Source organism: Campylobacter sp. (genome assembly GCF_019423325.1).
Classification (GTDB): domain Bacteria; phylum Campylobacterota; class Campylobacteria; order Campylobacterales; family Campylobacteraceae; genus Campylobacter_B.
The window spans coordinates 133,236-158,298 of record NZ_JAHZBQ010000002.1 but is presented as its reverse complement, the minus strand read 5'-3'; the positions used below and the strand labels follow the sequence as shown (position 1 = coordinate 158,298).

Below are 25,063 nucleotides of genomic sequence, written 5' to 3'. Positions count from 1 at the left end.
CGTAGAAATTTGCGAAATTTTAAAATTTCAGGGAGCGGATTTTTAAATTTAGCCTAAAATACGTGGCGTAAAAGCACGAATGCAAACGCCGAAAGCAGCGCCGAAACGGGTAGGGTGATAATCCACGCTAGCCCGATCGGCTTCATCAGCGACCAGTTCGTACTGTGATTTACCAAGCCGATACCCAAAATCGCACCGATTAGCACGTGTGTCGAGGAGATCGGAAGCCCCAGCACCGATGCCGCCATTACGACGACGGCGCTTGCAAGCTCGGCGCTAAAGCCAGAGGCTGGGTGGATTTTCGTAAGATTGGTGCCTACGGTGGCGATTACCTCTTTGCCGATGAACCAAAGTCCCGCTATGAGGGCTACTGCGAACATTATCATAATCTGCTGCGGCACGGGAGTGGAGGGATTGATACTATTCGTAGCCATCGTATCGATGATGGCGGCAAACGGGCCCACGGCGTTTGCGATGTCGTTGCTGCCGTGCGAAAACGCAAAGCCGCTAGCGGTGAGCACCTGCAGCCAGCTAAACATCAAAAACGCGGATTTGTTTAAATTTGAGCGGCGCAGGGTTTTAGCGAAAATAAACATTAAAAGCCACGTAATTAGCGTCGACATACCGATGATGAGGTAGTTGTAAAAATTTGTAAGCCCGAAATTTAGATTATGCAGCCCCTTAAATATCAGCATCGCTGAGATTACGAAGGCGCCGATACCCGCTACGGCAGGGATTCCGTACTCTAGGGCCTTGTGGGATTTTAGCTTCTCTTTTTTAGCGTCAAGCTCGATTACCTTTTTATAATACTCGCTATCCAGCTCGCTTGGGTCAAAATCGGGATCGCGCATAGCGTAGATATCGTGATTTAGCGCTTCTGCATAGGCGATCTTTTGAATGTCGTCCAGGGTCTCGAAGGTTTTTTTGTGCAATTTGCGGAGGGATTTTTTTTCGCGCTTTATGCGGTCGATCTTTATTTGAGCGTAGCGGTTGTAATCCAAAATATAATGTTTGATTAGCCAGAAAATTCCAAAGGAGATCACTCCGCCCAAAATCGGCGAGAGCACCCAAGAGATCGCTATTTTGCCGATCTTATCCCACTGCACGAGCCACAATGCGGAAGTCTCTGCGGTATTAAGCAGGGCGCCTAGCGTAAGTCCCGAGCCCACGATACCGCCGATGATCGCATGAGTAGTGGATACAGGCAAACCCTTTCTGCTGGCAAAAAGCAGCCACGCTCCCGCTGCGAAAAGCGCACTCATCATTACATAGATAAAATCCCTAGGATGCACGTCCATTTTGCTAAGATCGATTATGCCGCTGCGGATCGTCGAGGTTACTTCGCCGCCTGCGATTACCGCGCCGCTTGCTTCAAATACCGCCGCGATACAAAGGGCTTGCGCGATGCTAAGAGTGCCGCTTCCGACGCTAGTGCCGAAGGAATTTGCCACGTCGTTTCCGCCGATATTAAAGGCCATAAAGATGCCCAAAAATACCGAAACTAAAAATAGCATTTTATCGCCGCTTCCTATAAAACCGAATCCCCAGATAAGAAAATAGATTGTTACGCCGCAGAATATGCCGTAGAAAATGAGACTTATCTTGCTAGATTTCATAGCTCTCCCTTAAAATCCGCGAAATTTTACCACACGCGCCTTAATCCCCACTAAATCGCACGAGAGAGGTATATAAATTTTAATTTTAAAAGCGAATTTAGTGGCGCGCGCTAAGCTTTATTAAATCAATACTTCGTTACAATCCACATTAAATTTTAAAACCGAGGCGAAAAATGTCTAGAATTCCGCTGCAAAGCCCATATTTCGGAATATTCGTAATGCTAATCCTGGCTTTTTGCGTCTTTTCGCTCATCGTTAAACTATCCTCTTTGGTAGGCTCGCGTTTGGCAGATAGGCGCGACGAGCGGCTAAAGGGCGAAATTTACGAAAGCGGCCCCGAGGCCGTCAAACAGCCCAACCGAATGAACTCCCACTTTTTTTTGATAGCCGTGCTTTTCATACTTTTTGACGTCGAGATTATCTTTATGTTTCCGTGGGCGGTAAATTTTAAAATTTTAGGCGTGTTCGGGCTCGTGGAGATGGCGTTTTTCATTATATTATTAGGCATCGGTTTCATCTACGCCTGGAAAAAAGGAGCGCTAAATTGGCAGAGCATAAGATAAACTACGCGCGCGAAAACGGGCTTCCCGTAGTTCTCACCACCGTCGATAAGCTGATCGCGTGGGGCAGGAGTAACTCTTTGTGGGCGATGACGTACGGGCTTGCGTGCTGTGCGATCGAGATGATGGCCGCGGGCGCGGGCAGATTTGACTTTGACCGCTTCGGCACGATATTTCGCGCAAGCGTAAAGCAGTCGGAGGTGATGATAATCGCAGGCACGCTTAGTAAAAAGCACGCCGAGTTTACGCGCCGCTTATACGACGCGATGCCCGAGCCCAAATGGGTCATCAGCATGGGCAGCTGCGCCAATACCGGAGGGATGTTTAATACCTACGCTACGGTGCAGGGCTGCGACCGCATAGTGCCCGTGGATATCTATCTGCCCGGCTGCGCGCCGCGCCCCGAGACGCTACAGTTTGCGATGATGGTGCTGCAAAAAAAGATCCGCTCTCAAACCCCGCGCCGCGCGCAGAAAGCAAAAAGGCTGATCTGATGAGAAAATTTAATCCCAAAGGGAATCAGAGTAAAAAAAATTACTACAAAGACAGATTTTTCATCCCCGAGGAGACGCCGAAATCCAGCGCAAACGAGAGCGATTTCAAAGACGATCTGGACGCGCTTGAAGGCGTTCAAATTTTAAACTCATACGTAGAATTTAACACTCTCGTACTCTACGTGGAGCCTGCGCAAAATTTAGCGGCGTTGCGTGCGCTTAAGAGCGCCGGATATGAAATTTTATGCGAGCTAAGCGGCGTGGATTTTACCGAGGCTCGCGGCGGCATTGAGGTTTTTTATCAGCTTTTGGATATCAAAAGAGCGCGCCGCGCGCGGCTAAAGTGCTTCGTGCCGAACGAGAGCTTTTTGCAAAGCGCTGCGGGCATCTACAAAAGCGCGAACTGGGCGGAGCGCGAGCTATACGATATGATGGGCGTTTGGATAGAGGCTCATCCGAACCTGGCGCGCCTAATAATGCCCGATGATTGGTTCGGACACCCGCTTTTAAAGTCCTATCCGTTGCAAGGAGACGAGTTTGCCAAGTGGTACGAGGTGGATAAAATTTTTGGGGTCGGCGCGCGCGAGCGGATCGGCGAAGAAAACCGAAATTCCGCATTCGTAGATGAAAAGGATACCTTTAACTTTACGCGGCTCTATCACGAGAGCGGTTACGGCGAGCCGCGGCTGCAAGAAAAAATTTTACAAGAATATCAGGAAGAGGGCGGCGTGCGCTTCGTAAAACGCGCTAAACGCGGAATTTACAAGATCATCACAAAGAGAAAATAATGCAAAATCCAAGCAAGCTAAGACCGTTTTTCGAAAACATCGAGTACGAGCGCGATGGCGCGAATATGATCTTAAATTTCGGTCCGCAGCATCCAAGCGCGCACGGCCAGCTAAAGCTCGTGCTGGAGCTTGACGGCGAGCGCATCGTGCGAGCGCGTCCGGGCGTGGGCTATATGCACCGAGGCATCGAAAAGATGGCCGAAAATATGATCTACGCGGAGTTCGTCCCCGTAACCGACCGCATCGATTACGTCGCATCGGGCTCGAACAACTACGGCTTTTGCGCCGCGGTCGAGAAGCTTTGCGGCATCGAAGTGCCGCGCCGCGCGCAGATCATCCGCACAATCTTGCTTGAGCTTAATCGCATCAGCTCGCACCTTCTGTTTTTGGGGACGCACGCGCTTGATATCGGTGCGATGACGGTATTTCTCTACTGTTTTCGCTCGCGCGAGTTCGTACTCGATCTGATCGAGAAATACTGCGGCGCGCGCCTTACGCACAATAATATCAAAATCGGCGGCGTATTTTTGGACCTGCCTGCGGGCTGGATAGAGGAGATGTTGAAATTTTGCGACGAATTTCCAAGCGATATTAAAGAGCTTGAAGATATGCTCGATACCAATAGAATTTGGCTGATGCGAACCGAAGGTGTGGGCGTGATCTCGCACGAAGCGGCTCTTAGCTGCGGCTGTAGCGGAGTAACGCTGCGCGCTAGCGGGCATGCGTGGGATATCCGAAAAGAAGAGCCCTATCTCATCTACGACGAGCTTGATTTCGACGTACCGTATGCGAGCGAGGGCGATTGCTACGCGCGCTATAAGTGTTATATGGCGGAGATGCGCGAGAGCCTTAAAATTTTGCGCCAGTGTGCGAAGCACTATCCGCTAAGCGATCCGCAAATTTTAGCGATCGATCCCGCTTACGTAAATCCGAGCAAAGAGCAGATCATGACGCAAAACTACTCGCTGATGCAGCATTTCGTGCTGGTTACGCAGGGTTTGCGCCCGCCCGTGGGCGAAATTTACGCCGCGAGCGAGAGTCCTAAGGGCGAGCTTGGATTTTATATCCGCTCGATGGGCGAAAGCCGCCCGTATCGCCTTAAGATCCGCACGCCGAGCTTTTGGCATTGCGCGGTCTATGAGGAAATTTTACCCGGGCAGTATCTTGCCGACGCCGCGGCGATCATCGGCAGCACGAATATCATTTTAGGCGAGGTGGATCGATGAAACGCTACGATTTGAGACATCTGGGCGATAAATTTTTAAACCGCATGGGCGAAATTTTAAAAAATTCCGCTCGCGGCGAGACGATGATCTTTATGTTTGAGATGGGCGATTTCAGCGCGGTTCAAAAGAGCGCCGATCTGGTGGAGGGGCTAAATTCCACGCTTTTAAGCTCGATACGCTATAACCAAGTCGATTGGATGGTCGTCGCCAAAAAGGGAAGAGGATGAAAATTTTAAATTTCGCGTCGCTGCTTAGCCTTCAAAATCCCGCGCTCGCAGAAGGTTTTAAGAGCGCTGAAATTTTAAGCGTATCACCGCTGCAAGATCCGCATCTTCCGGGCGAGCTGATAAAATGCGAGATCGGCGCGCAAAGCTTCGTGCTGGCGCTAATCTGCGCTAGTTTTTGCGACGAGCCCTATTTCGCGGATCTGGATCTGGAGTATCTAAGCGGCGAAAGCAGCGTGGGCGAGGAGGAGATCGAGCAGATCGCGGAGTTTTTACAGGGAGGCTGCGACGCGCTATTGATCGACGATGCGCTTATTAAAACCCATCCCGACGCCGAAAATATCAAAGCCTTTCTATCTCTCATAGCGGCGAAGTTCGAGGTTAAAATTTTAAATTTACGCGGCGAGCGAGCGGATTTGGGCGCACAAGAGCGGTTAAATTTAAGCCCCCTTAAAGAACCTGAGAATTTCGACGGTGCCGTGGTTTTCAAACACGATGCGAACGACCGACTAATCGGCGGAAGGTATTTTTGCATGGTCGCAAAGATCAAGGGCGGCGATCGCGTCCGCATCAAAACGCCGCATTTAAATTTGGAAAAAGAATTTATTTTGGATGAGGAGCTAAAGGGCACGATCGCGCTTTTGGGCTCGAGCGGGCAGGGCTTTGGCGGTTATAATTTCGAACTCGCAGAAATTTCTAAGGTTTAAAATGGCAAAGATCACAATCGACGGTAAAGCTTGCGAGTGCGACGAGGGCGAGTATATCTTGCAGGTCGCGCGTCGCTGCGGCGTTTTTATCCCAGCGCTTTGTTATCTAAGCGGCGGTACGCCGACGCTCGCATGCAGGCTTTGTATGGTCGAAGCGGACGGCAAGCGCGTCTATAGCTGCAACGCCAAAGCCAAAGACGGCATGGTCATCTACAGCCGCAGCCCCGAGATCGACGCCGAGCGCGAGGCGATTACGCAGGTTTATTGCATCAACCATCCGATGGCGTGCGGGGTTTGCGATCAAAGCGGCGAGTGCGAGCTTCAAAATTTAGCCCATCTGATGCGCACAAATGCCCAAAGCTATGCTATCCGCGATACAGCGCGCGAGGTGCAGGATTGGGGATATTTGAGCTACGATCCTAGCCTTTGCATCGTTTGCGAGCGCTGTATCACCGCCGCGAAAGACCGCTTGGGCGTAGATGCGTTTAAGCTCGTTCCGCGCGGCGGAGACGCGCCGAGTAAGGAGCAAAAGGACGCGATGCCAAAAGACGCCTACGCCGTGTGGAACAAGCTGCAAAAAAGCCTAATCGCGCGGGTTAACGATGAGGATGATTGCGTAAACTACGGCGAGAGCGCGGCGGTCTGCCCGACTGGGGCTCTGGTAGAGAGCGCGTTTAAATATGTTTCAAACGCCTGGGAGCTGCGCCAAATCCCCGCTTCCAATCCGCACAGCAGCGACTGCGAGCTGCTTTATTACGAGGTCAAGCGCCGCGGTATAGGCGACGCACGTGAAAGAATTTATCGCGTTAGTAGCGACATAAATTTTAGCGTTCTGCATGCAGGAGCGCGCTTCGGCTGGGATTTTTCAAACGAACGGGCGAGCAAAAACGATGCGGTTTTTAACCGCATCGTGCGCGGCATCGAGGACGGCGAGATCAAAAATATTAAATTTAATAGCTTCATCACCAATGAGGAAGCTCGGATTTTAGAGCTTTTGCGTCAAAAATTTAAACTCGCTTTGATCAACGACGAAGCGCTTGCCTATCAAAAATTCCTGCGCGAATTTTCAAAGCTTAGCGGCACGAAATTTTATAATGCGGATTCGCATGCGATTAAAAATAGCGATTTCATCGTCGTTTGCGGCACATTTTTGCGAAGCGACGCTCCAAATCTGGGCTATGCGGTAAATAGCGCCTGCAAGCTAAATAAGGCAAGCGGGATCTATTTTCATCCGTTTTGCGACGAGGGCATTAAGGGCTTTGGCAAAAATTTTATCTATCAGCCGCACGCTGCGGGGTTGGAGGCGCAGATCCTGCTTTGGATCTTGCAGAAATTCGGACGCAATCTGCCTGAGTGGCTGGATGCGAAACTCGCGGCGGAATTTAAAATTTCGCGCGCAGCGGCGAAGGAAGATTTATACGAGAAATCCGCAGATTCGCAAAATCTTGAGAATTCTACGGAGGCAAATGGCGCTGGGAACGTTGCGAGTGCGAGCGGTGCCGAAAATTCCGCAAGCACGGACGGCACTGAAAATCCCACAAAAAATTCCGCGCAGAATTCTGAGAATCCCGCGGAAAGTAAAATTTCAAATTTTGCCGCAGCACTCAGGATGGACGAGCAGAAAGTGGATGAGCTTTTGGCTAAAAAGGAAAGTTTTTCGCTTATCATCGGCGAGGATTTTATCCGCACGCCAAATAGCGCCACGCTCGCGCGCCTAGCGGGTTTGGTGCAGCGCTACACGCCGCTAAAAGTGCTAGTGGTGCCGCCGCGCACGAACAGCCTTGGCGTCGCGCTCATCTGTGAGCTTAGTGCGCAAATGAGCGCGGGTGAGACGCTAGGCTACAACGAAGCGGGCGATATAAGCTTTGGCGTGCTGGAAGCCGATCTGGACGCACCTAGCTTGGTGCAGCAGGAGGGCACATTCACGAACTACGACAAGCGCGTAGTGCCTACGAATGCGGCGCTTGATTATGGCGGATATGAGCTAAACGACATCGCCTGTGCGCTGGGAGTTTGCGCGGAACACGCGATCAGCTATACGTCAAACTTGGGCGCAGATTTTGAGCAGGTTAAATTTGACGATTTAGAAAATTTTTACGACAACGGCGGCGCAAACCACCGCGGATATGAGCTGCGAAATGAGGAGTTTGCCACTAGCGAGGAGGAGTTTGAAATTTCGCCTTCCGCGCCGATTAGAGCAGGCGAGGGCGAAATTTTAATCTATGAGGCAAATCCGCTGCATCAATTCAATAAATTTAGCGGCGCAAGCAGCGGACTGGGCGAAGCGGGCGCACTATATCTAAGCTCTGGCATCGCCGAAAGCTTGGGCGTGAGCGCGGGCGACGTCGTTAAAATTTACAAAGCAGACGGCGCGAGCAATGATGAAAAAACTAGCGGCGCAGGCAAAACTAGTGCCGCTAATGATAAAAGCGGTGCTGCTCATGCGAAAAAAACGGATCGCGCAAGTGCCGCGCATAAAGCCGGCGGTGCCGGTAATGAAAATAGCGAAAGCGGCGAAAACAGGCTCGTAAGCTTAAAGCGCGAAATCGTCGCTAGCGTAAAGATCGATCCAGGCTTTAGCGGCGCGTATCTGCCGTATTTTGACGAGAAACTGCGCGGCGAGATATTTTTCAAAACTTCGCGCTACGCCATTGTAAAAATCGAGAAAATTTCAAATTCCAAAGGAGAGGGCAGATGAGCGATAGTGCATTTTATTTCGTAGCCACCGTCTTAAAGGCGCTCGTGATTTTAGCCGTCATCGCGCTGCTCTCGGGGCTTGCGACCTATGCCGAGCGCAAGGTACTTGCCTTTATGCAGCGCAGGATCGGGCCCTCTATGGTCGGGCCTGTTGGGCTTTTGCAGGTGGGTGCGGATATGATAAAGCTTTTTACCAAAGAGGACGCGATCCCTGCGCGGGCAAATAAGCTTCTTTTTAAAATCGCACCGATAATCTCGGCTACGGGAGCTTTCGTGGCGCTTTCGGTAGTGCCGCTGCTGCCGGAGTTTACTATCGGCGGGCGGACTATACAGCCGATTTTAAGCGATATAAATGTGGGAATTTTATTCCTACTCGGGGCTAGCGGCACCTGCGTTTACGGACTGCTGATCGGAGGGCTTGCGAGCTACAATAAATGGGGCACTATAGGCGCGTTTCGCGCGTTTTTGCAGATCACCTGCTTTGAGGTGATAAACGGGCTTAGCCTAATCCCTATCGTGATGATCACGGGCTCGCTCTCGCTCATCGACATCGTAAGCGCGCAAAGCGGCGGCATTGATAAGTGGTTTATCTGGAAAGAGCCCGTCTGCTTCGCGCTCTTTCTTATCGCAGCCTTTGTAGAGTGCAACCGCACGCCGCTATGCCTTACCGAAAACGAAACCGAGATCGTAGCGGGCGCGGGTACGGCGTATTCGGGAATGCGCTGGGGTATGTTTTTTATCGGCGAGTACGCCAATATCATAACCTACTCAGTTGTTACGACGCTGCTGTTTTTGGGCGGATTTAACGCGTTTTGGTTTATCCCCGGCGGCATTATGATGGTATTAAAATCAAGCCTCGTGTTTTTCTGCTTCCTATGGGCGCGCGCGGCGTGGCCGCATCTGCGCCCCGATCAGCTGATGGGGCTTTGCTGGAAAGTCTGCATGCCGCTAGCTCTTGCTTGCGTGCTAATTACGGCGCTAGCGATCGTTTAAGGAGGGTTGCGATGGCAAGATACGCCCAGATCGATAAACGAGCCCCTATTAAATCCGGCGGCGATAAGTTTCGCAGATTCCTAACCCGCACCTTTAGCGGCGAGCTTTTCGTGGGGCTGTGGGTGGTGCTAAAAAATATGTTTAAGCGCGGCGGCTCGCATACGCTTCGGTATCCTATGGAAAAATTTGTCATGCCGCCTAGATACCGTGGCGTGCACAAGCTTATGCGCCTGCTTGAAAGCGGCAGCGAACGCTGCATCGGATGTGGCTTGTGCGAGAAGATCTGCGTGGCAAACTGTATCGCGATGGAGACCAGCCTCGGCGCCGACGGCCGCAAAAAGGTAGATAACTATTCGATAAATTTAGGGCGCTGCGTCTATTGCGGGCTCTGCGCGGACGTCTGCCCCGAGATCGCTATCGTGCACGGCTGTGAATATGAGCTTGCGAGCGAACAGCGCGCGTATTACGGATTTAAAGAGGATCTTTTAATTCGCGGTGAAAATTTATGTTTAAACGGCGCGGCGCAGGAGTTTGCAGGCTATGGTAGCCTGGATGAAAACGCAGGCGCGCGGATCAAGGTGACGCCGAACGCTTATATAAAAAGCGACGCCGCAAGCGATGAGCTAAGCTTAAAGAGCGCGGATTCAAATTTAAAAAATAGCGCCGCGGAAAGCTCTAAAAAAGAGGGCGCCGCTAACGATAAAATTTTATTTTCAAAGGGTGCTGGCTTAAGCGGCGAAATTTTAGCCGAGCGACAAAATACCAAGCTGGCGAGCTTAAAGGAAAGCTCCGCCGCGGACGCCGAAAATTCTAAAGAAAATTCCGTTACGGACGCTCAAAATTTCGCGCCCGATTCGCAGCGAAATTCCAAAGAAAATCCCATCTCTCAAAGCGCCGAAGATTCCGCCACGGATAGTAAAAATTTGGCGGAAAATTCTAAAGAGAGTTCCGTTGCGTCGCACCCTGAAAATTCTGTCGGCGATTCTGCGGAAAATTTTAAAAAGAATTTCGCTACGGACGACGATTCTTTGGAGAATTCCAAAGAAAATTTCGTTCCACAAGACGCGGGAAATTCTGCCGGGCGAGGTAAAAAATCTAAGGCAAATTCCAAAAAGAATTCCGCCGCGGACGCTGAGAATTCTACGCAAAGTTCCGCGCCGGATTCCTCAGCGCAGGGGGAGGAGCAATGATACAAACGCTTGCATTTTATTTTTTCAGCGCGGTTTGCCTGGCGCTTTTCGGTATCAGCGTTTTTAGCAAAAACGTCCTTTACGCCCTTAGCGCGCTGGCCGGCGGCATGGTTTTTATGAGCGGATTTTTCTTCTTGCTGGATGCGGAGTTTTTAGGCGTGGTGCAGATCATAGTTTACACGGGCGCCGTGATCGTGCTTTACGGCTTCGCGCTGATGTTTTTGGGTGCGGATAAAAACGTAAGCGAGCCGAAAAAGGGCGCAAGGCTATTTTTCGCACTTAGCGGCGTGATTGCATTTTTGCTCGTGATTATCGTGCTCGGCGCGGTGGTTGCGAACAACGTAGAAACGCTTAAAATTTTAAACACCGACGATACCGAGGCGCTTGGGATGATTATCTTTACAAAATATCTGGCGATTTTCGAGCTTGCCGCCGTGATGCTGCTCGTGGCGATGATCTGCGCTATCGTGCTTGCACATAAGCAGATGGACGCGAGTCTGACATACGAAGAGAGCGAGGGGTAAAATGGGTCTAAATCACTATCTGATCGTCGCTGCGATGATGTTTGGGCTCGGGCTTGCGGGTATGATGAAGCGACGGAATTTAATAATGCTCTTTTTTTCGAGCGAAATTTTATTAAACGCCGCAAATTTGGCCCTCGTCGCCGTGGCGAAATTTTACGACAACATAAACGGCGAAATTTTTGCGCTTTTCATCGTAGCGATCGCCGCGAGCGAGATGGCCGTGGGGCTTGGGCTGCTCATCTTGTGGTATAAGAAAACGGGCAGCATCGAACTTGACAGTTTCGTAAATTTTAAAAATCCTTCTAAGGATGGGCCGGATGCTTGATACCGTTTTTGTATGGCTCTTAATCGCCCTTTTCGCACCGCTTGCCTCGGCGATCTTCGCAGGCGTTTTCATTCGCGCCAAAGATAAGATGTTTATTGGCGTAGTCTGCTCGGCGCTGGTGATTTTAAGCACTATCGCGTCGCTTGCTTTGATGGAGCTCGTCTCTGACAACCGCCTAATCAGCGTAAGCTTAGCCGATTTCATAAGCACCGGATTTTTGGACGCAAAATTTAGCTTTCTCATAGATAGCGTAAGTTCGGTAATGATGGTGGTCGTAGGCATCGTTTCCAGCGTCGTGCACGTGTATTCGATCTACTATATGTGGGATGACGAAAACTTCGCTAAATTTTTCAGCTTCATGGGGCTTTTCGTTTTTTCGATGCTGGTTTTGGTAACGAGCGATAATTTTTTAGGACTTTTTATCGGCTGGGAGGGGGTCGGACTCTGCTCGTGGCTGCTAATAGGCTTTTGGTATGATAGGAGCAATTACAGCTGGTGCGCCAACGAGGCTTTCATAATGAACCGCATCGCAGACCTTGGGATGTTGCTTGGAATTTTTCTGATCTATTTAAATTTCGGCTCGTTGCGCTACGAGGTGGTATTTGCGAACGCAGCGAGCTTGGAGCCTGAAATTTTAACTCTGATCGCCGCACTTTTATTTATCGGTGCGATGGGCAAGAGCGCGCAGTTTCCGTTCCATACCTGGCTTGCCGACGCGATGGCAGGTCCGACGCCCGTGTCCGCGCTTATTCACGCAGCGACGATGGTTACGGCAGGCGTTTATCTGGTAATCCGCGCAAACGCGATTTTCGCGCTCGCGCCCGAAGTAAGCGGCTTTATCGTCTGCTTGGGCGCTTTTGTGGCGGTCTTTGCGGCGTCGATGGCGCTGGTTCATAACGATCTTAAAAAAATCATCGCCTACTCCACGCTTTCGCAGCTTGGCTATATGTTCGTAGCCGCAGGGCTCGGGGCGTATTGGATTGCGCTATTTCATCTGGCGACGCATGCGTTTTTCAAAGCGCTTCTATTTTTGGGCGCGGGCAACGTAATGCACGCGATGAAGGATGATCTAAATATCCAAAATATGGGCGGATTATATAAATTTATGCGGCCTACGGCGATTTTGATGTGCATAGGCTCGCTCGCGCTTTGCGGATTTTATCCGTTCGCGGGCTTTTTCTCAAAAGATAAAATTTTGGAAGCGGCGTGGAGCGCGGACGCGTATTTTATCTGGGCGCTGCTGTTTGCGGGCGCTGCGATGACGACGTTTTACAGCGTGCGTCTGATAATGCTCGTGTTTTTCGGCAAGCAAAAATTTACCCACCATCCACACGAGGCGAAAGGCTTTGCCCTCATCGCGATGGGCGTATTAGCCGTGCCTGCGGTGATCGCGGGCTTTTTCGAGCACGATTTTGCTGAGTTCGTGCTTAGCATACTGCCGGGCTTTAAAGCTTCGATCCCGCACGGCGTGGAGGTAATTTTGATCGCCATAACGCTAGCGATGATAAGCGCGGTGGCGATCGGCACGATTTGGACATACGGCAAGGGCAAATTTAGCCAAAATTTAAAGAACTGCAAATTTTATAAAATTTTGATCGCGCAGTATTTTGTCCCGCAAATTTACGAGCGCGTGATCGTGCGCGGATACGCTAAGCTTAGCGAGATCTGCGCTAAATGCGACGGCGCGATCATAGACGCCAGCGTTGATCTGATCGCTCGCATCGCGGTAAAAGGCGGTGAAGGAGCGGATCGCGCAAGCAATAGCGGAGATTTGAGCGCAAATTTAAGGTGGATGGTTTTGGGATCTTTCATTTTGCTGATTTTGGCGTTTGCGCTGTGAGGTGGGCATGGAATACTTTTTAAGTTTGGTTATATTTTTTCCGGCGGTAGCTGCGGTTTTAGGCTTTTTGATCGACGAAGCGAGCATTAAGACCTACGCCGTTACGATGAGCTTTATAGAGTTCGTGCTTTCGCTCGTTTTGTGGATACTCTACGAGCCGGTGGACGGCATCGCGTTTAGCGTGCTGCACCCTTTCATAAGCGAATACGGCATCAACTACTTCATCGGAGTGGACGGAATTTCGCTGTTTTTAGTGATCCTAAGCACGCTGGTTACATTTTTGGCGCTGCTTAGTCTAAGCATTAAAGAGCGCGCCAAAAATTTAATCATCTGCATTTTGTTTTTAGAGATGACGATGGTGGGCGTTTTCGTGGCGCTGGATGCGATTTTGTTTTACATCTTTTGGGAGCTTTCGCTAATTCCTATGCTCTACATCATCGGCGCGTGGGGCAGCGGCAAGAGAATTTACGCCGCGGTGAAATTTTTCATCTACACCTTCCTCGGTTCGATGTTTCTACTCGTAGGACTCGTAGCGATGAGCTATTTCTATCACGAGGCTACGGGCGAGTATAGCTTTAATATCCTAAACTGGCAGAGCCTATCGCTGCCGCTTAGTACGCAAATTCCTCTATTTTTGGCATTTTCGGTCGCTTTTGCGATCAAGACGCCTTGCTTTCCTTTTCATACCTGGCTTCAGTACGCGCACGGGCAGGCCCCTACGATAGGCTCGGTTCTGCTTGCCGCGGTGCTTCTTAAGATGGGTACCTACGGCTTCGTGCGATTTTCGCTACCGCTATTTCCCGACGCGAGCGTCTATTTTAGCGGGATGATGTGCGCCGTAGCGATCGTTATGATCATCTATGCAAGCTTTATCGCCTTTGCGCAAAAGGATATCAAACAGGTTATCGCTTATAGCTCGATCGCGCATATGGGCGTCATAATGCTTGGAATTTTTTCAATGAGCCGCGAAGGAATGAGTGGCGCGGTATTTTTGATGATAAGCCACGGTATCGTGAGCGGCGGGCTTTTTATGCTCGTAGGCTTTTTATACGACCGCAGGCACACGAAGCTTTTTAGCGAATTCGGCGGGCTTGCGCGGGTGATGCCGCTTTATGCGTTTTGTTTTTGCGTCGTGCTGCTAGGCTCGATAGGCCTTCCGCTTACCATCGGCTTCGTGGGAGAATTCCTAAGTCTTGCGGGGATTTTTAAGATCAGCTTTAGCTATGCGCTTTTGGGCGGACTCGGCATCATAATGGGCGCGATCTATTCGATGAATCTTTATAAAAAGACCTTCTTCGGCGCGCTCGTGCATGAGGAGAATAAAAAGCTACGCGATCTAAACAGAACCGAGCTTTGCTCTATCGTCCCGATCTGCGTGCTGGTCGTAGTGCTCGGCGTCGCGCCGAATCTGATGTTAAAGAGCATCGAGCCCAGCGTGACGCAAAGCCTTGAGTTGATGTTTAACAAAGCCTCTCAAACCGCGACTCGCGCCTATATGGAAAAAGCAAATTTTAAGGTAAGAAGCGATGCAAAATAATCTTTTAAATTTAGCCTCGATCGCACCTATGGCGATACTCGGAGGATTTGCCCTGCTGATGCTCGCGGTTTCGCTTTTTGCGCGCACGCTATCGTATAAATTTTACGCCGTCATCACGATACTGGCGCTAGCTCTGGGCTTCGGGCTCGTTTTTGGATACAACAGCGGCATACGCGGGCTTTTCGACGTGATGCTGGTGGACGGAATCGCGACGCTATCGATGCTTATCATGCTCGCAGGCTCGATATTTTTCATCTTTCTGTCTTTGGGCGCAAGAAGCGCGCACGAGTACCACACGGCGGAGTTTTTCGTGCTGTTTTTATTCGTGCTCGTGGGCTATGAGTTTATGGTCGCGAGCGAAAATTTAATGATGATCCTCGTTGGGCTTGAGACGGGCTCGCTGGCGCTTTATACGCTAATCGCGCTTCACAACCGCGCCAGATCGGTCGAAGCGGCGCTAAAATACTTCATAATGGGCGCGCTGGGATCGGGCTTTTTCGCATTCGGCGCGGCGATGTTTTTTCTATCGACCGGCTCTATGGAAATTTCAAACATCGCGCAGATCGCCAAGAGTTCAAATTTACAAACCAACGTCCTGCTTTTCGCCGCCTGCTCATTTATGATCGTCTCGATAGGATTTAAGCTCTCGCTGATCCCGTTTCACACCTGGACGCCCGACGTTTACGAGGGTGCGAGCTCGGCTATGGCGGGCTTTTTGTCCGTCGTGCCCAAGATCGCGGGCTTTGTCGTGGCGATCAGGCTGTTTGAAGCGCTGCAAAGCATCGGCGTGCAGTGGCTAAACATCGTGCTCTACGCCGTAGCGGTGGCTACGATGAGCTTAGCAAATCTTATGGCGCTCGTGCAGCGCGACGTCAAACGGATGCTCGCTTTCAGCTCCGTTTCGCACGCTGGCTTCGTGCTCTGCGCGATCGTGATCGGCTCGACACAGGCAAACGCCGCGCTTTTCACCTACTGGATCCTATATGCCGTCGCGAACCTCGGTGCGTTTGCGTTCATCTGGTGCGTGCGGCAAAGGCGCGCTCGCTCGTTAAATTTAAAATTTAAAACCCAAAGTCCCGCTTTAAATTTAAATGCAAACGACGAGAGCTTTATCTCAAATGCAAAGCCCGCTTTTTCACAAAATCATGAGCCGAGCTTTGCCGGCGAGTTAAATTTAGGCGCGAGCGGGCAAAATTCAGCCTGCGACGAGTGGAGCGTTAAAGCGAGCGAGCAAAATTCTAAAGCAAGCGGGTCAAATTTGAAAGCGATCGAGCCCGACGCGGAAGCGACCCCTTTCGGCACTGAAACTTGCGAGCCAGGCGCTAAAATTTGCGAGCAAAGCTCTAAATTTGCGGCTCGCTTCGAGCATCCTTTTGAGAAATTTGACGGGCTGATCCGCACCCATCCGCTTTTTGCGCTATGCGCGGCGATCTTTATGCTCTCGCTTGCGGGCATTCCGCCGTTTAGCGTGTTTTGGGGCAAGATGTATCTGCTAAGCGCCGCGGTCAATTCGGGCTACTTCGCCCTCGCCGTCATCATGGCGGTAAATAGCGCGCTTGCGCTGTATTATTACCTGCGCCTTATCGTGCGTATGTTTTTGCATGAGCCGCGAAAGGACGCAGAGCTTGACGGCTCGCTGAGCGCGGTCTCGGTGCAGATAAAATTTGCCGTCGTGCTAGCTAGCGTAGCATGCGTGCTGGCGCCGTTTTTGGTGAAATTCCTAACCGGCGCGGTAAATAATTTCGTCTTTTTAAGCGGGTATTAAGCTATTTTTTAGGGGAATGAGATGAAAAATTCCAAAGAGCGGCTAGATGATTTAAAATCAAGAGGGTTTATAGGTAAAGATGTAGAGCTTGCCAATATCGCGGAACATATTGATGAGGAAAATGGAAAATATATTATTAAAAATTTCTATGGCCCTCGCGCAATAGATCGCGTATTGAATTTGACTAAAATTATTTGCGAGCTTGAGGTAGAATTCCAAAATTGTGATTTTTATAGTCTAAATATAACGGGAGTTATAGGAGAAAAAATAAGTTTTATTGGTTGTAAATTTAAAGAAGTAATCTCATTTGAAAATTCTAAATTTAAAAAATATGTTTCGTTTGAGAAATCGGAATTTAATAAGATTGCCAATTTTTCAAATTGCATATTTGAAAAGGCGGTAAGTTTTGATAAGTTCGGTAAAAAGGAATATTCAAAGCCTATAAATTTTTCTAACGTTATATTTCAGGATAATGCTTATTTCAATAATATCGTATTTGATAATTGCGTAGATTTCCATGGGAGCATATTTAAAAAATTAGCGTCTTTTTACGGCACTCGTTTTAAAAACTTCATAAATTTTTCCGCTACCATATTTGAAGGGGATTTAAATTTAATAAATTCCAAGCTAGACTTTGAGTATAAGGACTTGAAGCGGACTATAACTAAAGCTGCGAGAAATAGTTCGGTTAAAGAAGCGGCGAATGACTTCCGCGATAGTTTTAGAGTTTTAAAAAATACAGCGACTAAAACGGGGAATCATCTTGATGCTATAAGATACTGCGTTTCCGAATTATATTGTAAAGAGATAGAGCTAGAGGACGACCTTAAAAATAAAGAATCCAAAGATCCGGCAAGAAAGAATATTAAAAATTTTATAGATTTAATGCTATTAAAACTTTATCGTGTTACGAGCGACCATCATTCAAATCTCGTAAAGATCATTAATTTTGCCGTCACTATTGTAATGGTTTATGGAGTCTTAAATTTGCTTTTTCCTTGTTTGTATGTATGTTTAGAAGTCTGCTTGGAAAAAGAGGAGCTTAATCTGTTATTTCCTTTATTTGCTTTTATCTTTATAGCAGTTATGTTCACAATTCGGATTAGAGAGACAGACACTCAAATGTGGAAAGATCTCATAATTATCCCAATATTTCCAATCTTTCTTATCGATATGTTCCAACTTATTTCCAGTTCTTTTTTACATTATTCATTTTTATCGGAATTAAATGATATCATCAATACTACAGGCACATTTATTTTTATATTTTTGTTCCTTATTTGTGGATATACCTATATCTCTGAGAAGATGGGATACAAAATCTCTTACGTTTTTCATATTTTTATTTATGTTTGCTTTATAATGTTTTTATTGGTTAAACCAGAACTTTTTAATCCATTTAGCGGGATATTTCAAAGCACAAAAATAGAGCCCGATAAATTTAGAAATTATGTATTAGAAAACAATGAAAGTGCGCCAAAGGAAATTTTGAATTTAATAAAGATTAATAGCGGCAAAAGTGTGGATTATGATATTAAACTAATTGCGAATCATCGCCTTGCAATTCTAAAGCAAATAGACAGCGAAAATAACCAATCAAAACCCGAAGAAAGATTAAATGTATTCAGTTATTTTTGTCCTTCCGCATATTTAGAAGAATCTACGAATGATAAAAAATATGTGCAAATTTATAACATTCTTTTGGATGATGAAATTTCGGAAATATCTAAAAAAATATCAAAAGCTGGCTATTTGGTTTATGCTTTTATCATGCTTTTGATTATTTACTCTCTTACAAAAACGGCGCGTCGTAACTCCATCGTACCTAGTTAAACAGCATGGGTCTTTTAAATCTTGCGGCGAAGAAATTTTAAAATTTCACGCTCCAGCTCTTGCGGCGGTGCTGAAATTTTATCCGCGAACTGCGAGCGGTTGAAGGTGCGTTGGCGCTTTGCAAGCTGTGTCGTGTGCAGGCTCACGAGCTGCTCGCACTGCGCCCGTGAGATCTGCCCGCGCAAAAGCTGCCCGCACTCCTTTAGCCCGATGCAGCCTAGCGCCCTGCATTCCGTACCGTAGCGAGCAAATAAAAGCTCCGCCTCCTCCAAAAGCCCTCGCTCAAACATCGCCTTCGTGCGTGCTTCGATACGCTGCGCAAGCCATTGCTTGGGCGCGTCGATCTCAAAAATTTTAATATCCGAAATGACGGGCGCGGCGGTGTTTTCGCGCAGAAATTTACTCGGCGCCCCGCCGCAAAATTTATAGATGCTTAGCCATTTTTTTAAACGAAAGCTGTCTGCCGCGCTAAGCTTTGCGGCAAATTCCGGATCGATCTGCTGCGCTAGAGCGTAAATTTCATCGTTTGAAATTTCGCTTTTAAAATCGGGAACCTTCGGCGCCAGCCCGCTTAGCATCGCTTTGAGATAAAACCCGCTGCCGCCCGTTATTATCAAAGGCACGCCGCTACGCCCTGCAAAAGCCCGCACGGCTGTGTATTCTTTGATAAACTCGCCGACGCTGAAGTACTCGTTTGGGTAGATTAAATTTACGCCGAAGTGCTTGATCTCGCGCAGCTCCTCCTCGCCTGGCTTAGCGCTTGCGATGTCGATCTGCCGATAAATGCAGAGTGAGTCAAGGCTCAAAATCACAGCGCCGGTTTTTCGCGCGATGCTTAGCGCAAGATCGCTTTTGCCGCTTGCGGTAGTGCCGATGATCGCGATCTGTGGGCTTGCGTGCGAGTTTTGATTTTGGCTCAAGGCGTTTCCTTTCGTAAATTTTTCGTTCAAATTATATCAAATTTAGAGCTATTCTTACTTTTTTTTGATACAATGGTGCCCAAAATAAGGGGCAAAATGGCTAAATTTAAAGAAATTTTATCCGATATCAACGAATTAATAGTTTTTAAACACTCGGTTTTCGCGTTGCCGTTTATCTTTACGGCGATGATTACCGCGAGCAAGCTGCAAAGCGGCTCAGTATGGTTCGGCTGGAAATTGCTTTTTTTGGGGATTTTATGCGCGGTGAGCGCTAGAAGCTTCGCAATGGCTCTAAATCGCTACTTGGACGAAGATATCGACCGCGCCAATCCGCGTTGCGCTTCGCGCCCCAGCGTGGACGGACGGATCGGACGCGGGAATTTGCTGCTTTTCATCATCGCAAACGCGGTGGTTTTCATAGCGGTTTCGGCGCTTATAAATCCTTTGGCGCTTAAGCTTTCGGTGCCGATTTTAGCGGCGTTAGGCGGGTATTCATATTTTAAGCGCTTTAGCGAGACTGCGCATTTGATGCTCGGCTTTTGCCTGGGGCTTGCGCCGATTGCGGGGGCGATCGCCGTTAGTGGCGGAATTCCGCTCTGGTCGGTGCTGCTATGCTTTGGAGTAGTATTTTGGGTAGGCGGCTTTGACGTGTTGTATTCGCTTCAAGATATGGAATTTGACCGCACGGCTGGGCTTTACAGCATCCCTGCGCTTTACGGCAAGGAAGCGTCGATGTTTATCTCTAAAATTTTTCACGCCGTGGCGGTGCTTTTTTGGCTGCTGTTTTGCGCAGCGGCAAATTTAGGCTTTTTTGCCTATCTGGGCGTGGCTGCGTGCGCGGCGATCCTGTACTTCGAGCATAAGATCGTGCAGAAAGATTTTGGCAAGATCGATCGTGCGTTTTTCACGCTCAACGGCTACTTGGGCATTGCGTTTTTCGCTTTTATTTTTGTAAATTTATTTTAAGGAACCCCTATGGATCTTAACACTATCATCATTTTAGGACTCTGCGTAGTTATATTTTTGATGTTTTTCGTCATATATTTTAAGGATAAGCAAGCGGATAAAAAATTCGAGCGCTTCGATCAGGTGTTGACCGATGCTATGCAGGAAAATTATCTGCTTAAAAAGAAGGTCGAGGAGATAAAAGAGATGATCGATTCGGGCGGCAAAGTCGCTCCTAATATCGATATAAACGCGATTGCCGACGTAATCGACGAGACGATAGAACAGAGACTAGATGTAGTGCCTACGATGATCGACGAGCGGGTAGAAAAGCAGATCAGACCGCTACTAGATCAGCTTAAAGAGCTCATCGGCTCGGTAAGAAAATAGCCAGAGCAATATAAAAATAAAATTTTGCAAAATCGCTTTGTTTTTTATATAATCGCCGCAAATTGATATTAAGGCAAAATATGCTAATTGATAAATTTGGACGAACGATCGATTATTTGCGCATTTCGGTTACGCAGCGGTGTAATTTCAGATGCAGATATTGCATGCCGAGCACGCCGTTTAATTGGGTGCCGCGAGAGAATATTTTAAGCTTTGAGGAGATGTTTTTATTCGTCAAAGTTGCGATCGACGGCGGCGTAAAAAAGATCCGTATCACCGGCGGCGAACCGCTGGTGCGAAAGGGGATCGAGGATTTTATAAAGATGATCGCGGATTACGCTCCGGGTATCGATCTTGCGCTTACCACCAACGGATATTATCTCAAAAACTACGCACGCGCCCTGAAAGACGCCGGGCTAAAGCGCATCAATATGTCGCTTGACTCGCTGCGTCCGGAGCGGGCTAAATTTATAGCTCAGCGAGGCGTGCTTTATAACGTCTTAGAAGGCCTTGACGCTGCGCTTGAAGCGGGATTAAAAGTCAAGCTAAACACTGTCGCGCTAAAAGGCATCAACGACGACGAGCTTATTTATTTGCTAGAATTTGCCCGCGAGAAGGATTGTCAGATTCGCTTCATAGAATTTATGGAAAACACCCATGCCGGCGATCTTACAGGCTTAAAATCGAGTGAAATTTTAGATATTTTAAGGCGTAAATTTATCTTTACCGCTCTGCCGAAATCACAAAGTTCGCCCGCGTCGCTTTACGCGCTCGGGGACGGCTACACCTTCGGCATCATCGATCCGCACAAGCACGATTTTTGCGAGAGCTGCAACCGCATCAGACTAAGCGCCGAGGGGCTTTTGATCCCGTGTCTTTACTTCGAGGACGCGCTAAGTATCAAAAAGGCGGTCAAAGAGGGCAACATTGGCGCAGCCGCCGAAATTTTGGCTAAAATTTTAGCGAATAAGCCCGAAAAAAATCGCTGGCAAACGGACGCTTCGAATGAAATTTCAAGCCGCGCATTTTACGAGACGGGCGGATGAGGCTCGTAGAGAGCTTTTTAAGTATCCAGGGCGAGGGCAAATACGCAGGCAGGCTCGCGTTTTTCTTTCGTTTCGCGGGCTGTAATCTGCGCTGTGCGGGCTTCGGCGGCGCGCGCATTTCGCCAAAGACCGGCGAGATCTTGCGCGGCTGCGATACGATCCGCGCGGTTTTTACGAGCCACTTCGAGCACGAAGAAATTTTAAATTTAGCGCAGCTTTTGAATAAAATTCCAAATTTATCTGATTTGTCCTGTTCTGAGCCCGTGTGCTCTGCGCAGGGTTTTTGCGCCGCCGAAGCTTTTTCTAAAAGCGATACGTTAAATTCCGCCGCCGCACAAACGCCTCCTCGCTCAAACGGTAGCGCAGAAAAATCTTTAAATTTAACAAGTGAAAATTCTTTAAATTTTGCGGCGAAAAATTCCTCAAATTTAAAGCCGCAAAGCTCCGCCTCGCCGCAGAGCGCTAAGCTTTATCAAAAGCCGATCGTCGTTATCACTGGCGGCGAGCCGATGTTGCATCACAAAGAGGCGCTATTTTACGAGTTTGTCTGCGAGCTGCTAGCGCGCGGATACGAAGTGCATTTTGAGACCAACGGCACGATTTTAGTGGATTTTGAAAAATTCTCCGCCTATAAAAGCTGTGTTTTTGCGGTCTCGCCTAAGCTCTCAAACTCCGCCGAGCCGCGCGAACGCAGGTTAAACTTCGCCGCGCTACGAAATTTAAAGAAAAACGCAAAAGATAGCTTTTACAAGTTCGTCATCTCGCCCGAGTTTGACGCGCAGCCCGAGATCAGAGAAATTTTAGCGGCGTGCGAGAGCGAGGTTTATTGCATGCCGCGCGGCGCAGATCGTCGCGAGCTGGAAAGCGGCGCGCAATTTTGCGTGGATTTTTGCCTAAAAAACGGCTATAATTACTCCGATCGCCTGCATATTAGAATTTGGGGCGAGAAGGACGGGGTATGATAATTAGGAAATTATACGAATTCGAAAACGCTCACATCGTGCGCCTGTGCGGCTCGAAGCGGTGCCGCACGAGCATCCACGGCCACTCCTACAGATGCGAAATTTTGCTTAGCTCAAATTTTTTAGATGAGGCGGGTATGGTTTACGACTTTGGCTATATGAAGCTCGGTATCCGCGAGCTTATCGATAGTTTCGATCACGCCACGACGATCTATGCGCGTGACGATGCGGGCTATATCGCGGATCTTAAAAAACACAGCGCGCGCTGGGTGCAGATACCGCTAAATCCGAGTGCGGAGCAGTTTTGTAGAATTTTTTTCGTCCTTGTGGACCGACTTTTGAGCCTAACTCAGATGCAAAACGGCGAGCGCGAAGTAAAGCTTCACAGCGTCATCGTGCACGAAACGGCCACCGGCTACGCGCAGTGCTTCCGCGAGGACGCCTACAATGCGCAGATGGGCGAGATCGCGCTGGAAGAGATAGAATTCTCGCCGGCCGTGCGCGAGGAGTGGAGGCAGCCGGAGCTTTGGCAAAAGCTACTGCGCGGCGAAAAAATCATCTATCCAAAGGATTGCTGATGAGAAATTTCTTTAAATTTGGCGCGGGATTTGTGCGCGTTTTTGCCACATGCGCGATCTTTGTCTGCGCGCTTGCTTTGGGCGGCTGCGACGATGAGAAAAAGGACACCTTGCAAAAGCCGCCGGTAGATAGCGAGGTGCCAAAGGACGTGCCTATCGCGCCTAGCGAGCCCAAAGTCGATATAAACGCCGATATGCCGCCGCTTCCGGTGACTGAATAGGACGGAGCGTTGAAAAATCGGCGGCTAAATTTGAAAATTTTTAAAATTTGCGTGGTTCGTATGCGGCACGCAAGCGCGATTTTAGCGTCATTTTTACCCGTGCGATCTACGCAAAGAAATTTTAAATTTCATAAAGCTCTATCCGCAAAATTTCATTCTTGGCACGAGAAATACTGCGCGAAACAGCGATTAGAAGCCAGCAGGATAAATTTTAAAGCAATAAATATCCGCAGCCGCTTTGAATGGTTTTTAAAATTTCAAAGGCGCGGAGCAGGTCTGCTTTATCTCGCGCCGAAAAAATTTGCGTTGAAATTCGGTCGTTTCGGCTCTAGCCGCGCAAAATTTTATACTGCAAATTTAACCCCTCGGCGGAAGTGATGGATTATCTGTATCAAAGCGCCCTGGGTTTTCATAAATTTTTCGCGCTAGCTGCGGCGATTTTAACGATAATTTATCTGATTTTTACCCAGCTTAAGATCGATGCGGCGGCAGAATTTTGCCCGCGCAAAGAGGCTTTAAATCCCGCCGCTTCCGCGCCGCAAGCTGAAAATTTAAAGCAAAAGAGCAGATCGGGACTTAGATTTCTTAGGCGCATCAGGCTGTTTTTGCCGATATATTATGCGACTCTCGCGGCGCTTATAATTAGCGGAAGCGTGATGCTGCCGGTGCTGCGCTTTGATCTGAGCTTTAAAATTTACTTTATGGCGGTCGGATCGCTAGCGATGATCGCGCTTAGCGCAGCGTCTTTCAAACGGCTAAAAATCGCGTATCTAAGCCAAAACTTTGCGCCGTATCAGCGTAAAATGCGGCTGATTTTGGGGCTAAACTTAGCGATAATTTTGATAGCGAGTGTTATTTGATGGTATATTTTTACGATAAGCTTGCAGGCGAACAGAGCCTGATTTTGCAGAATGATCAGTTTTTGCACCTAAAGGCCAGGCGAGCAAGGGCGGGCGAGCGCATAGACGTACGAAACCTAAAGGACGGGGCGAGTTATCTATATGAGATCGCCGAAATTTCGCGCAAGGGCGCGGCTCTGAATTTAGTTTTTAAAAGCTCCGTTTTTATGCCGAGCCACGATTTTTGCGTCGCTTGGGCGGTCGTCGAGAGCGCCGTGATCGAAAAGAGCCTGCCTGCGCTAAACGAGATGGGCGTCGGGCGGCTTGTTTTGGTATATGCCGATCTGTCGCAGAAAAACGTGCGGCTCGATATGCAGAGGATAGAGCGGATTTTGATCAACTCATCTCAACAATGCGGGCGAAATTCCATCATGCAGATCGAGGTCTTAAGCGGCTCGGACGAGCTAGCGCAAAGATATGAAAACGTAAGCCTGATCGATTTTGGCGGCAAGAACATCGACATTTTCGGCGGCGATGAGATCGCGTTCGTAGGCCCCGAGGGCGGATTTTCGCCGCGCGAAAGGGAGAAATTTAAAAACGCCTATGCGCTTAATAGCCCTTATATTTTGCGCTCAAACACCGCGCTGATCGCAACTTGCGCGAAGCTGATGTTTTAAACGCTCGGAAAATTTTAAAATTTAAAAAGTCGTGCGCTTTAAATTTTGGAATTTAAATTTTGCCTTGCGCGACCTGTTATGTTTATCAGCGGCTTAACGCGCGGCACGTATTCGCTGCGGCGTATCTTTGCGCGCTGTATTTTGCATGCCGCGGTAAATCAAAATT

At 48.7% G+C, this 25,063-nt stretch carries 24 protein-coding genes and 2 pseudogenes; 24 read left to right on the top strand and 2 right to left on the bottom strand.

All coding sequences use genetic code 11. From position 1 onward, the window contains the following. Nucleotides 1-53: 53 nt before the first annotated feature. On the bottom strand, nucleotides 54-1,616 hold the full coding sequence (locus QZ367_RS05615) for an inorganic phosphate transporter (RefSeq protein ID WP_005869776.1): 1,563 nt from the start codon (nucleotides 1,614-1,616) through the stop codon (nucleotides 54-56). 173 nt (nucleotides 1,617-1,789) lie between these two features. On the opposite strand from QZ367_RS05615, the gene QZ367_RS05610 reads away from it, so the two are divergent. From QZ367_RS05610 to QZ367_RS05540, 15 genes and pseudogenes are all read left to right on the top strand, one after another. After that, nucleotides 1,790-2,179: an NAD(P)H-quinone oxidoreductase subunit 3 gene (locus QZ367_RS05610; RefSeq protein ID WP_291938425.1), complete on the top strand. Its 390-nt coding sequence runs from the start codon at nucleotides 1,790-1,792 to the stop codon at nucleotides 2,177-2,179. Continuing rightward, complete coding sequence (locus QZ367_RS05605; protein ID WP_291938423.1) at nucleotides 2,161-2,670, top strand: NADH-quinone oxidoreductase subunit B family protein; 510 nt, start codon at nucleotides 2,161-2,163, stop codon at nucleotides 2,668-2,670. The genes QZ367_RS05610 and QZ367_RS05605 overlap by 19 nt, the downstream gene beginning before the upstream one ends. Then, entirely contained in the window at nucleotides 2,670-3,458 is a 789-nt protein-coding gene (locus QZ367_RS05600; RefSeq protein WP_291938421.1) for an NADH-quinone oxidoreductase subunit C, read from the top strand. Before QZ367_RS05605 ends, QZ367_RS05600 begins: the two co-directional genes overlap by 1 nt. Then, the gene (gene nuoD, locus QZ367_RS05595) at nucleotides 3,458-4,684 is read left to right on the top strand and encodes an NADH dehydrogenase (quinone) subunit D (protein ID WP_291938419.1); all 1,227 of its coding nucleotides are present in this window, start codon (nucleotides 3,458-3,460) and stop codon (nucleotides 4,682-4,684) included. Before QZ367_RS05600 ends, nuoD begins: the two co-directional genes overlap by 1 nt. Further along, entirely contained in the window at nucleotides 4,681-4,911 is a 231-nt protein-coding gene (locus tag QZ367_RS05590; protein WP_177386790.1) for an NADH-ubiquinone oxidoreductase subunit E family protein, read from the top strand. Before nuoD ends, QZ367_RS05590 begins: the two co-directional genes overlap by 4 nt. Beyond that, nucleotides 4,908-5,615 (top strand): hypothetical protein, encoded by a 708-nt coding sequence (locus tag QZ367_RS05585; protein WP_291938416.1) that lies wholly within the window; start codon nucleotides 4,908-4,910, stop codon nucleotides 5,613-5,615. Before QZ367_RS05590 ends, QZ367_RS05585 begins: the two co-directional genes overlap by 4 nt. 1 nt (nucleotide 5,616) lies before the next feature. Beyond that, on the top strand, nucleotides 5,617-8,313 hold the full coding sequence (locus QZ367_RS05580) for an NADH-quinone oxidoreductase subunit G (protein ID WP_291938414.1): 2,697 nt from the start codon (nucleotides 5,617-5,619) through the stop codon (nucleotides 8,311-8,313). Further along, entirely contained in the window at nucleotides 8,310-9,305 is a 996-nt protein-coding gene (nuoH, locus tag QZ367_RS05575) for an NADH-quinone oxidoreductase subunit NuoH (protein WP_291938412.1), read from the top strand. The genes QZ367_RS05580 and nuoH overlap by 4 nt, the downstream gene beginning before the upstream one ends. 11 nt (nucleotides 9,306-9,316) lie before the next feature. After that, nucleotides 9,317-9,901 (top strand): annotated as a pseudogene (gene nuoI, locus QZ367_RS05570) (NADH-quinone oxidoreductase subunit NuoI); the annotation flags it as partial. A gap of 590 nt (nucleotides 9,902-10,491) precedes the next feature. Further along, a complete protein-coding gene (locus tag QZ367_RS05565; RefSeq protein ID WP_291938411.1) occupies nucleotides 10,492-11,019 on the top strand; it encodes an NADH-quinone oxidoreductase subunit J in 528 nt (175 codons plus the stop codon). Nucleotide 11,020: 1 nt separating this feature from the next. Then, on the top strand, nucleotides 11,021-11,344 hold the full coding sequence (gene nuoK / locus QZ367_RS05560) for an NADH-quinone oxidoreductase subunit NuoK (RefSeq protein WP_005869753.1): 324 nt from the start codon (nucleotides 11,021-11,023) through the stop codon (nucleotides 11,342-11,344). Beyond that, nucleotides 11,337-13,184: an NADH-quinone oxidoreductase subunit L gene (gene nuoL, locus QZ367_RS05555; protein ID WP_291938406.1), complete on the top strand. Its 1,848-nt coding sequence runs from the start codon at nucleotides 11,337-11,339 to the stop codon at nucleotides 13,182-13,184. Before nuoK ends, nuoL begins: the two co-directional genes overlap by 8 nt. A gap of 7 nt (nucleotides 13,185-13,191) precedes the next feature. Further along, a complete protein-coding gene (locus QZ367_RS05550; protein ID WP_291938405.1) occupies nucleotides 13,192-14,721 on the top strand; it encodes an NADH-quinone oxidoreductase subunit M in 1,530 nt (509 codons plus the stop codon). After that, nucleotides 14,711-16,486 carry an NADH-quinone oxidoreductase subunit N gene (locus QZ367_RS05545; protein WP_291938403.1) on the top strand — a complete coding sequence of 592 codons (1,776 nt, stop codon included), beginning with the start codon at nucleotides 14,711-14,713 and terminating at the stop codon, nucleotides 16,484-16,486. The genes QZ367_RS05550 and QZ367_RS05545 overlap by 11 nt, the downstream gene beginning before the upstream one ends. A gap of 21 nt (nucleotides 16,487-16,507) precedes the next feature. After that, nucleotides 16,508-18,319 carry a pentapeptide repeat-containing protein gene (locus QZ367_RS05540; RefSeq protein ID WP_291938401.1) on the top strand — a complete coding sequence of 604 codons (1,812 nt, stop codon included), beginning with the start codon at nucleotides 16,508-16,510 and terminating at the stop codon, nucleotides 18,317-18,319. 14 nt (nucleotides 18,320-18,333) lie between these two features. Here QZ367_RS05540 and miaA read toward each other — a convergent pair whose 3' ends face one another. Continuing rightward, nucleotides 18,334-19,239, bottom strand: coding sequence for a tRNA (adenosine(37)-N6)-dimethylallyltransferase MiaA (gene miaA, locus QZ367_RS05535; protein ID WP_291938399.1), 906 nt, complete (start codon nucleotides 19,237-19,239; stop codon nucleotides 18,334-18,336). 96 nt (nucleotides 19,240-19,335) lie between these two features. Between miaA and mqnP the strand changes: the two genes are divergently transcribed. From mqnP to QZ367_RS05490, 9 genes and pseudogenes are all read left to right on the top strand, one after another. Continuing rightward, a complete protein-coding gene (gene mqnP / locus QZ367_RS05530; RefSeq protein WP_291938397.1) occupies nucleotides 19,336-20,205 on the top strand; it encodes a menaquinone biosynthesis prenyltransferase MqnP in 870 nt (289 codons plus the stop codon). A 9-nt stretch (nucleotides 20,206-20,214) separates the two neighbouring features. Then, a complete protein-coding gene (locus QZ367_RS05525; protein WP_291938395.1) occupies nucleotides 20,215-20,574 on the top strand; it encodes a hypothetical protein in 360 nt (119 codons plus the stop codon). Nucleotides 20,575-20,654: 80 nt separating this feature from the next. Next, entirely contained in the window at nucleotides 20,655-21,620 is a 966-nt protein-coding gene (gene moaA / locus QZ367_RS05520) for a GTP 3',8-cyclase MoaA (RefSeq protein ID WP_291938394.1), read from the top strand. Next, nucleotides 21,617-21,859, top strand: a pseudogene (locus QZ367_RS05515) (7-carboxy-7-deazaguanine synthase QueE); the annotation flags it as partial. The gene moaA and the pseudogene QZ367_RS05515, both read left to right, overlap by 4 nt. 24 nt (nucleotides 21,860-21,883) lie before the next feature. Further along, nucleotides 21,884-22,582 carry a 4Fe-4S cluster-binding domain-containing protein gene (locus QZ367_RS05510; RefSeq protein ID WP_291939275.1) on the top strand — a complete coding sequence of 233 codons (699 nt, stop codon included), beginning with the start codon at nucleotides 21,884-21,886 and terminating at the stop codon, nucleotides 22,580-22,582. Beyond that, complete coding sequence (locus tag QZ367_RS05505; protein WP_291938392.1) at nucleotides 22,579-23,160, top strand: 6-carboxytetrahydropterin synthase; 582 nt, start codon at nucleotides 22,579-22,581, stop codon at nucleotides 23,158-23,160. Before QZ367_RS05510 ends, QZ367_RS05505 begins: the two co-directional genes overlap by 4 nt. Beyond that, entirely contained in the window at nucleotides 23,160-23,381 is a 222-nt protein-coding gene (locus QZ367_RS05500) for a hypothetical protein (protein ID WP_291938390.1), read from the top strand. Before QZ367_RS05505 ends, QZ367_RS05500 begins: the two co-directional genes overlap by 1 nt. Before the next feature lie 377 nt (nucleotides 23,382-23,758). Then, entirely contained in the window at nucleotides 23,759-24,241 is a 483-nt protein-coding gene (locus QZ367_RS05495) for a hypothetical protein (RefSeq protein WP_291938389.1), read from the top strand. Next, nucleotides 24,241-24,897 (top strand): 16S rRNA (uracil(1498)-N(3))-methyltransferase, encoded by a 657-nt coding sequence (locus QZ367_RS05490; protein WP_291939272.1) that lies wholly within the window; start codon nucleotides 24,241-24,243, stop codon nucleotides 24,895-24,897. Before QZ367_RS05495 ends, QZ367_RS05490 begins: the two co-directional genes overlap by 1 nt. Nucleotides 24,898-25,063 lie beyond the last annotated feature (166 nt).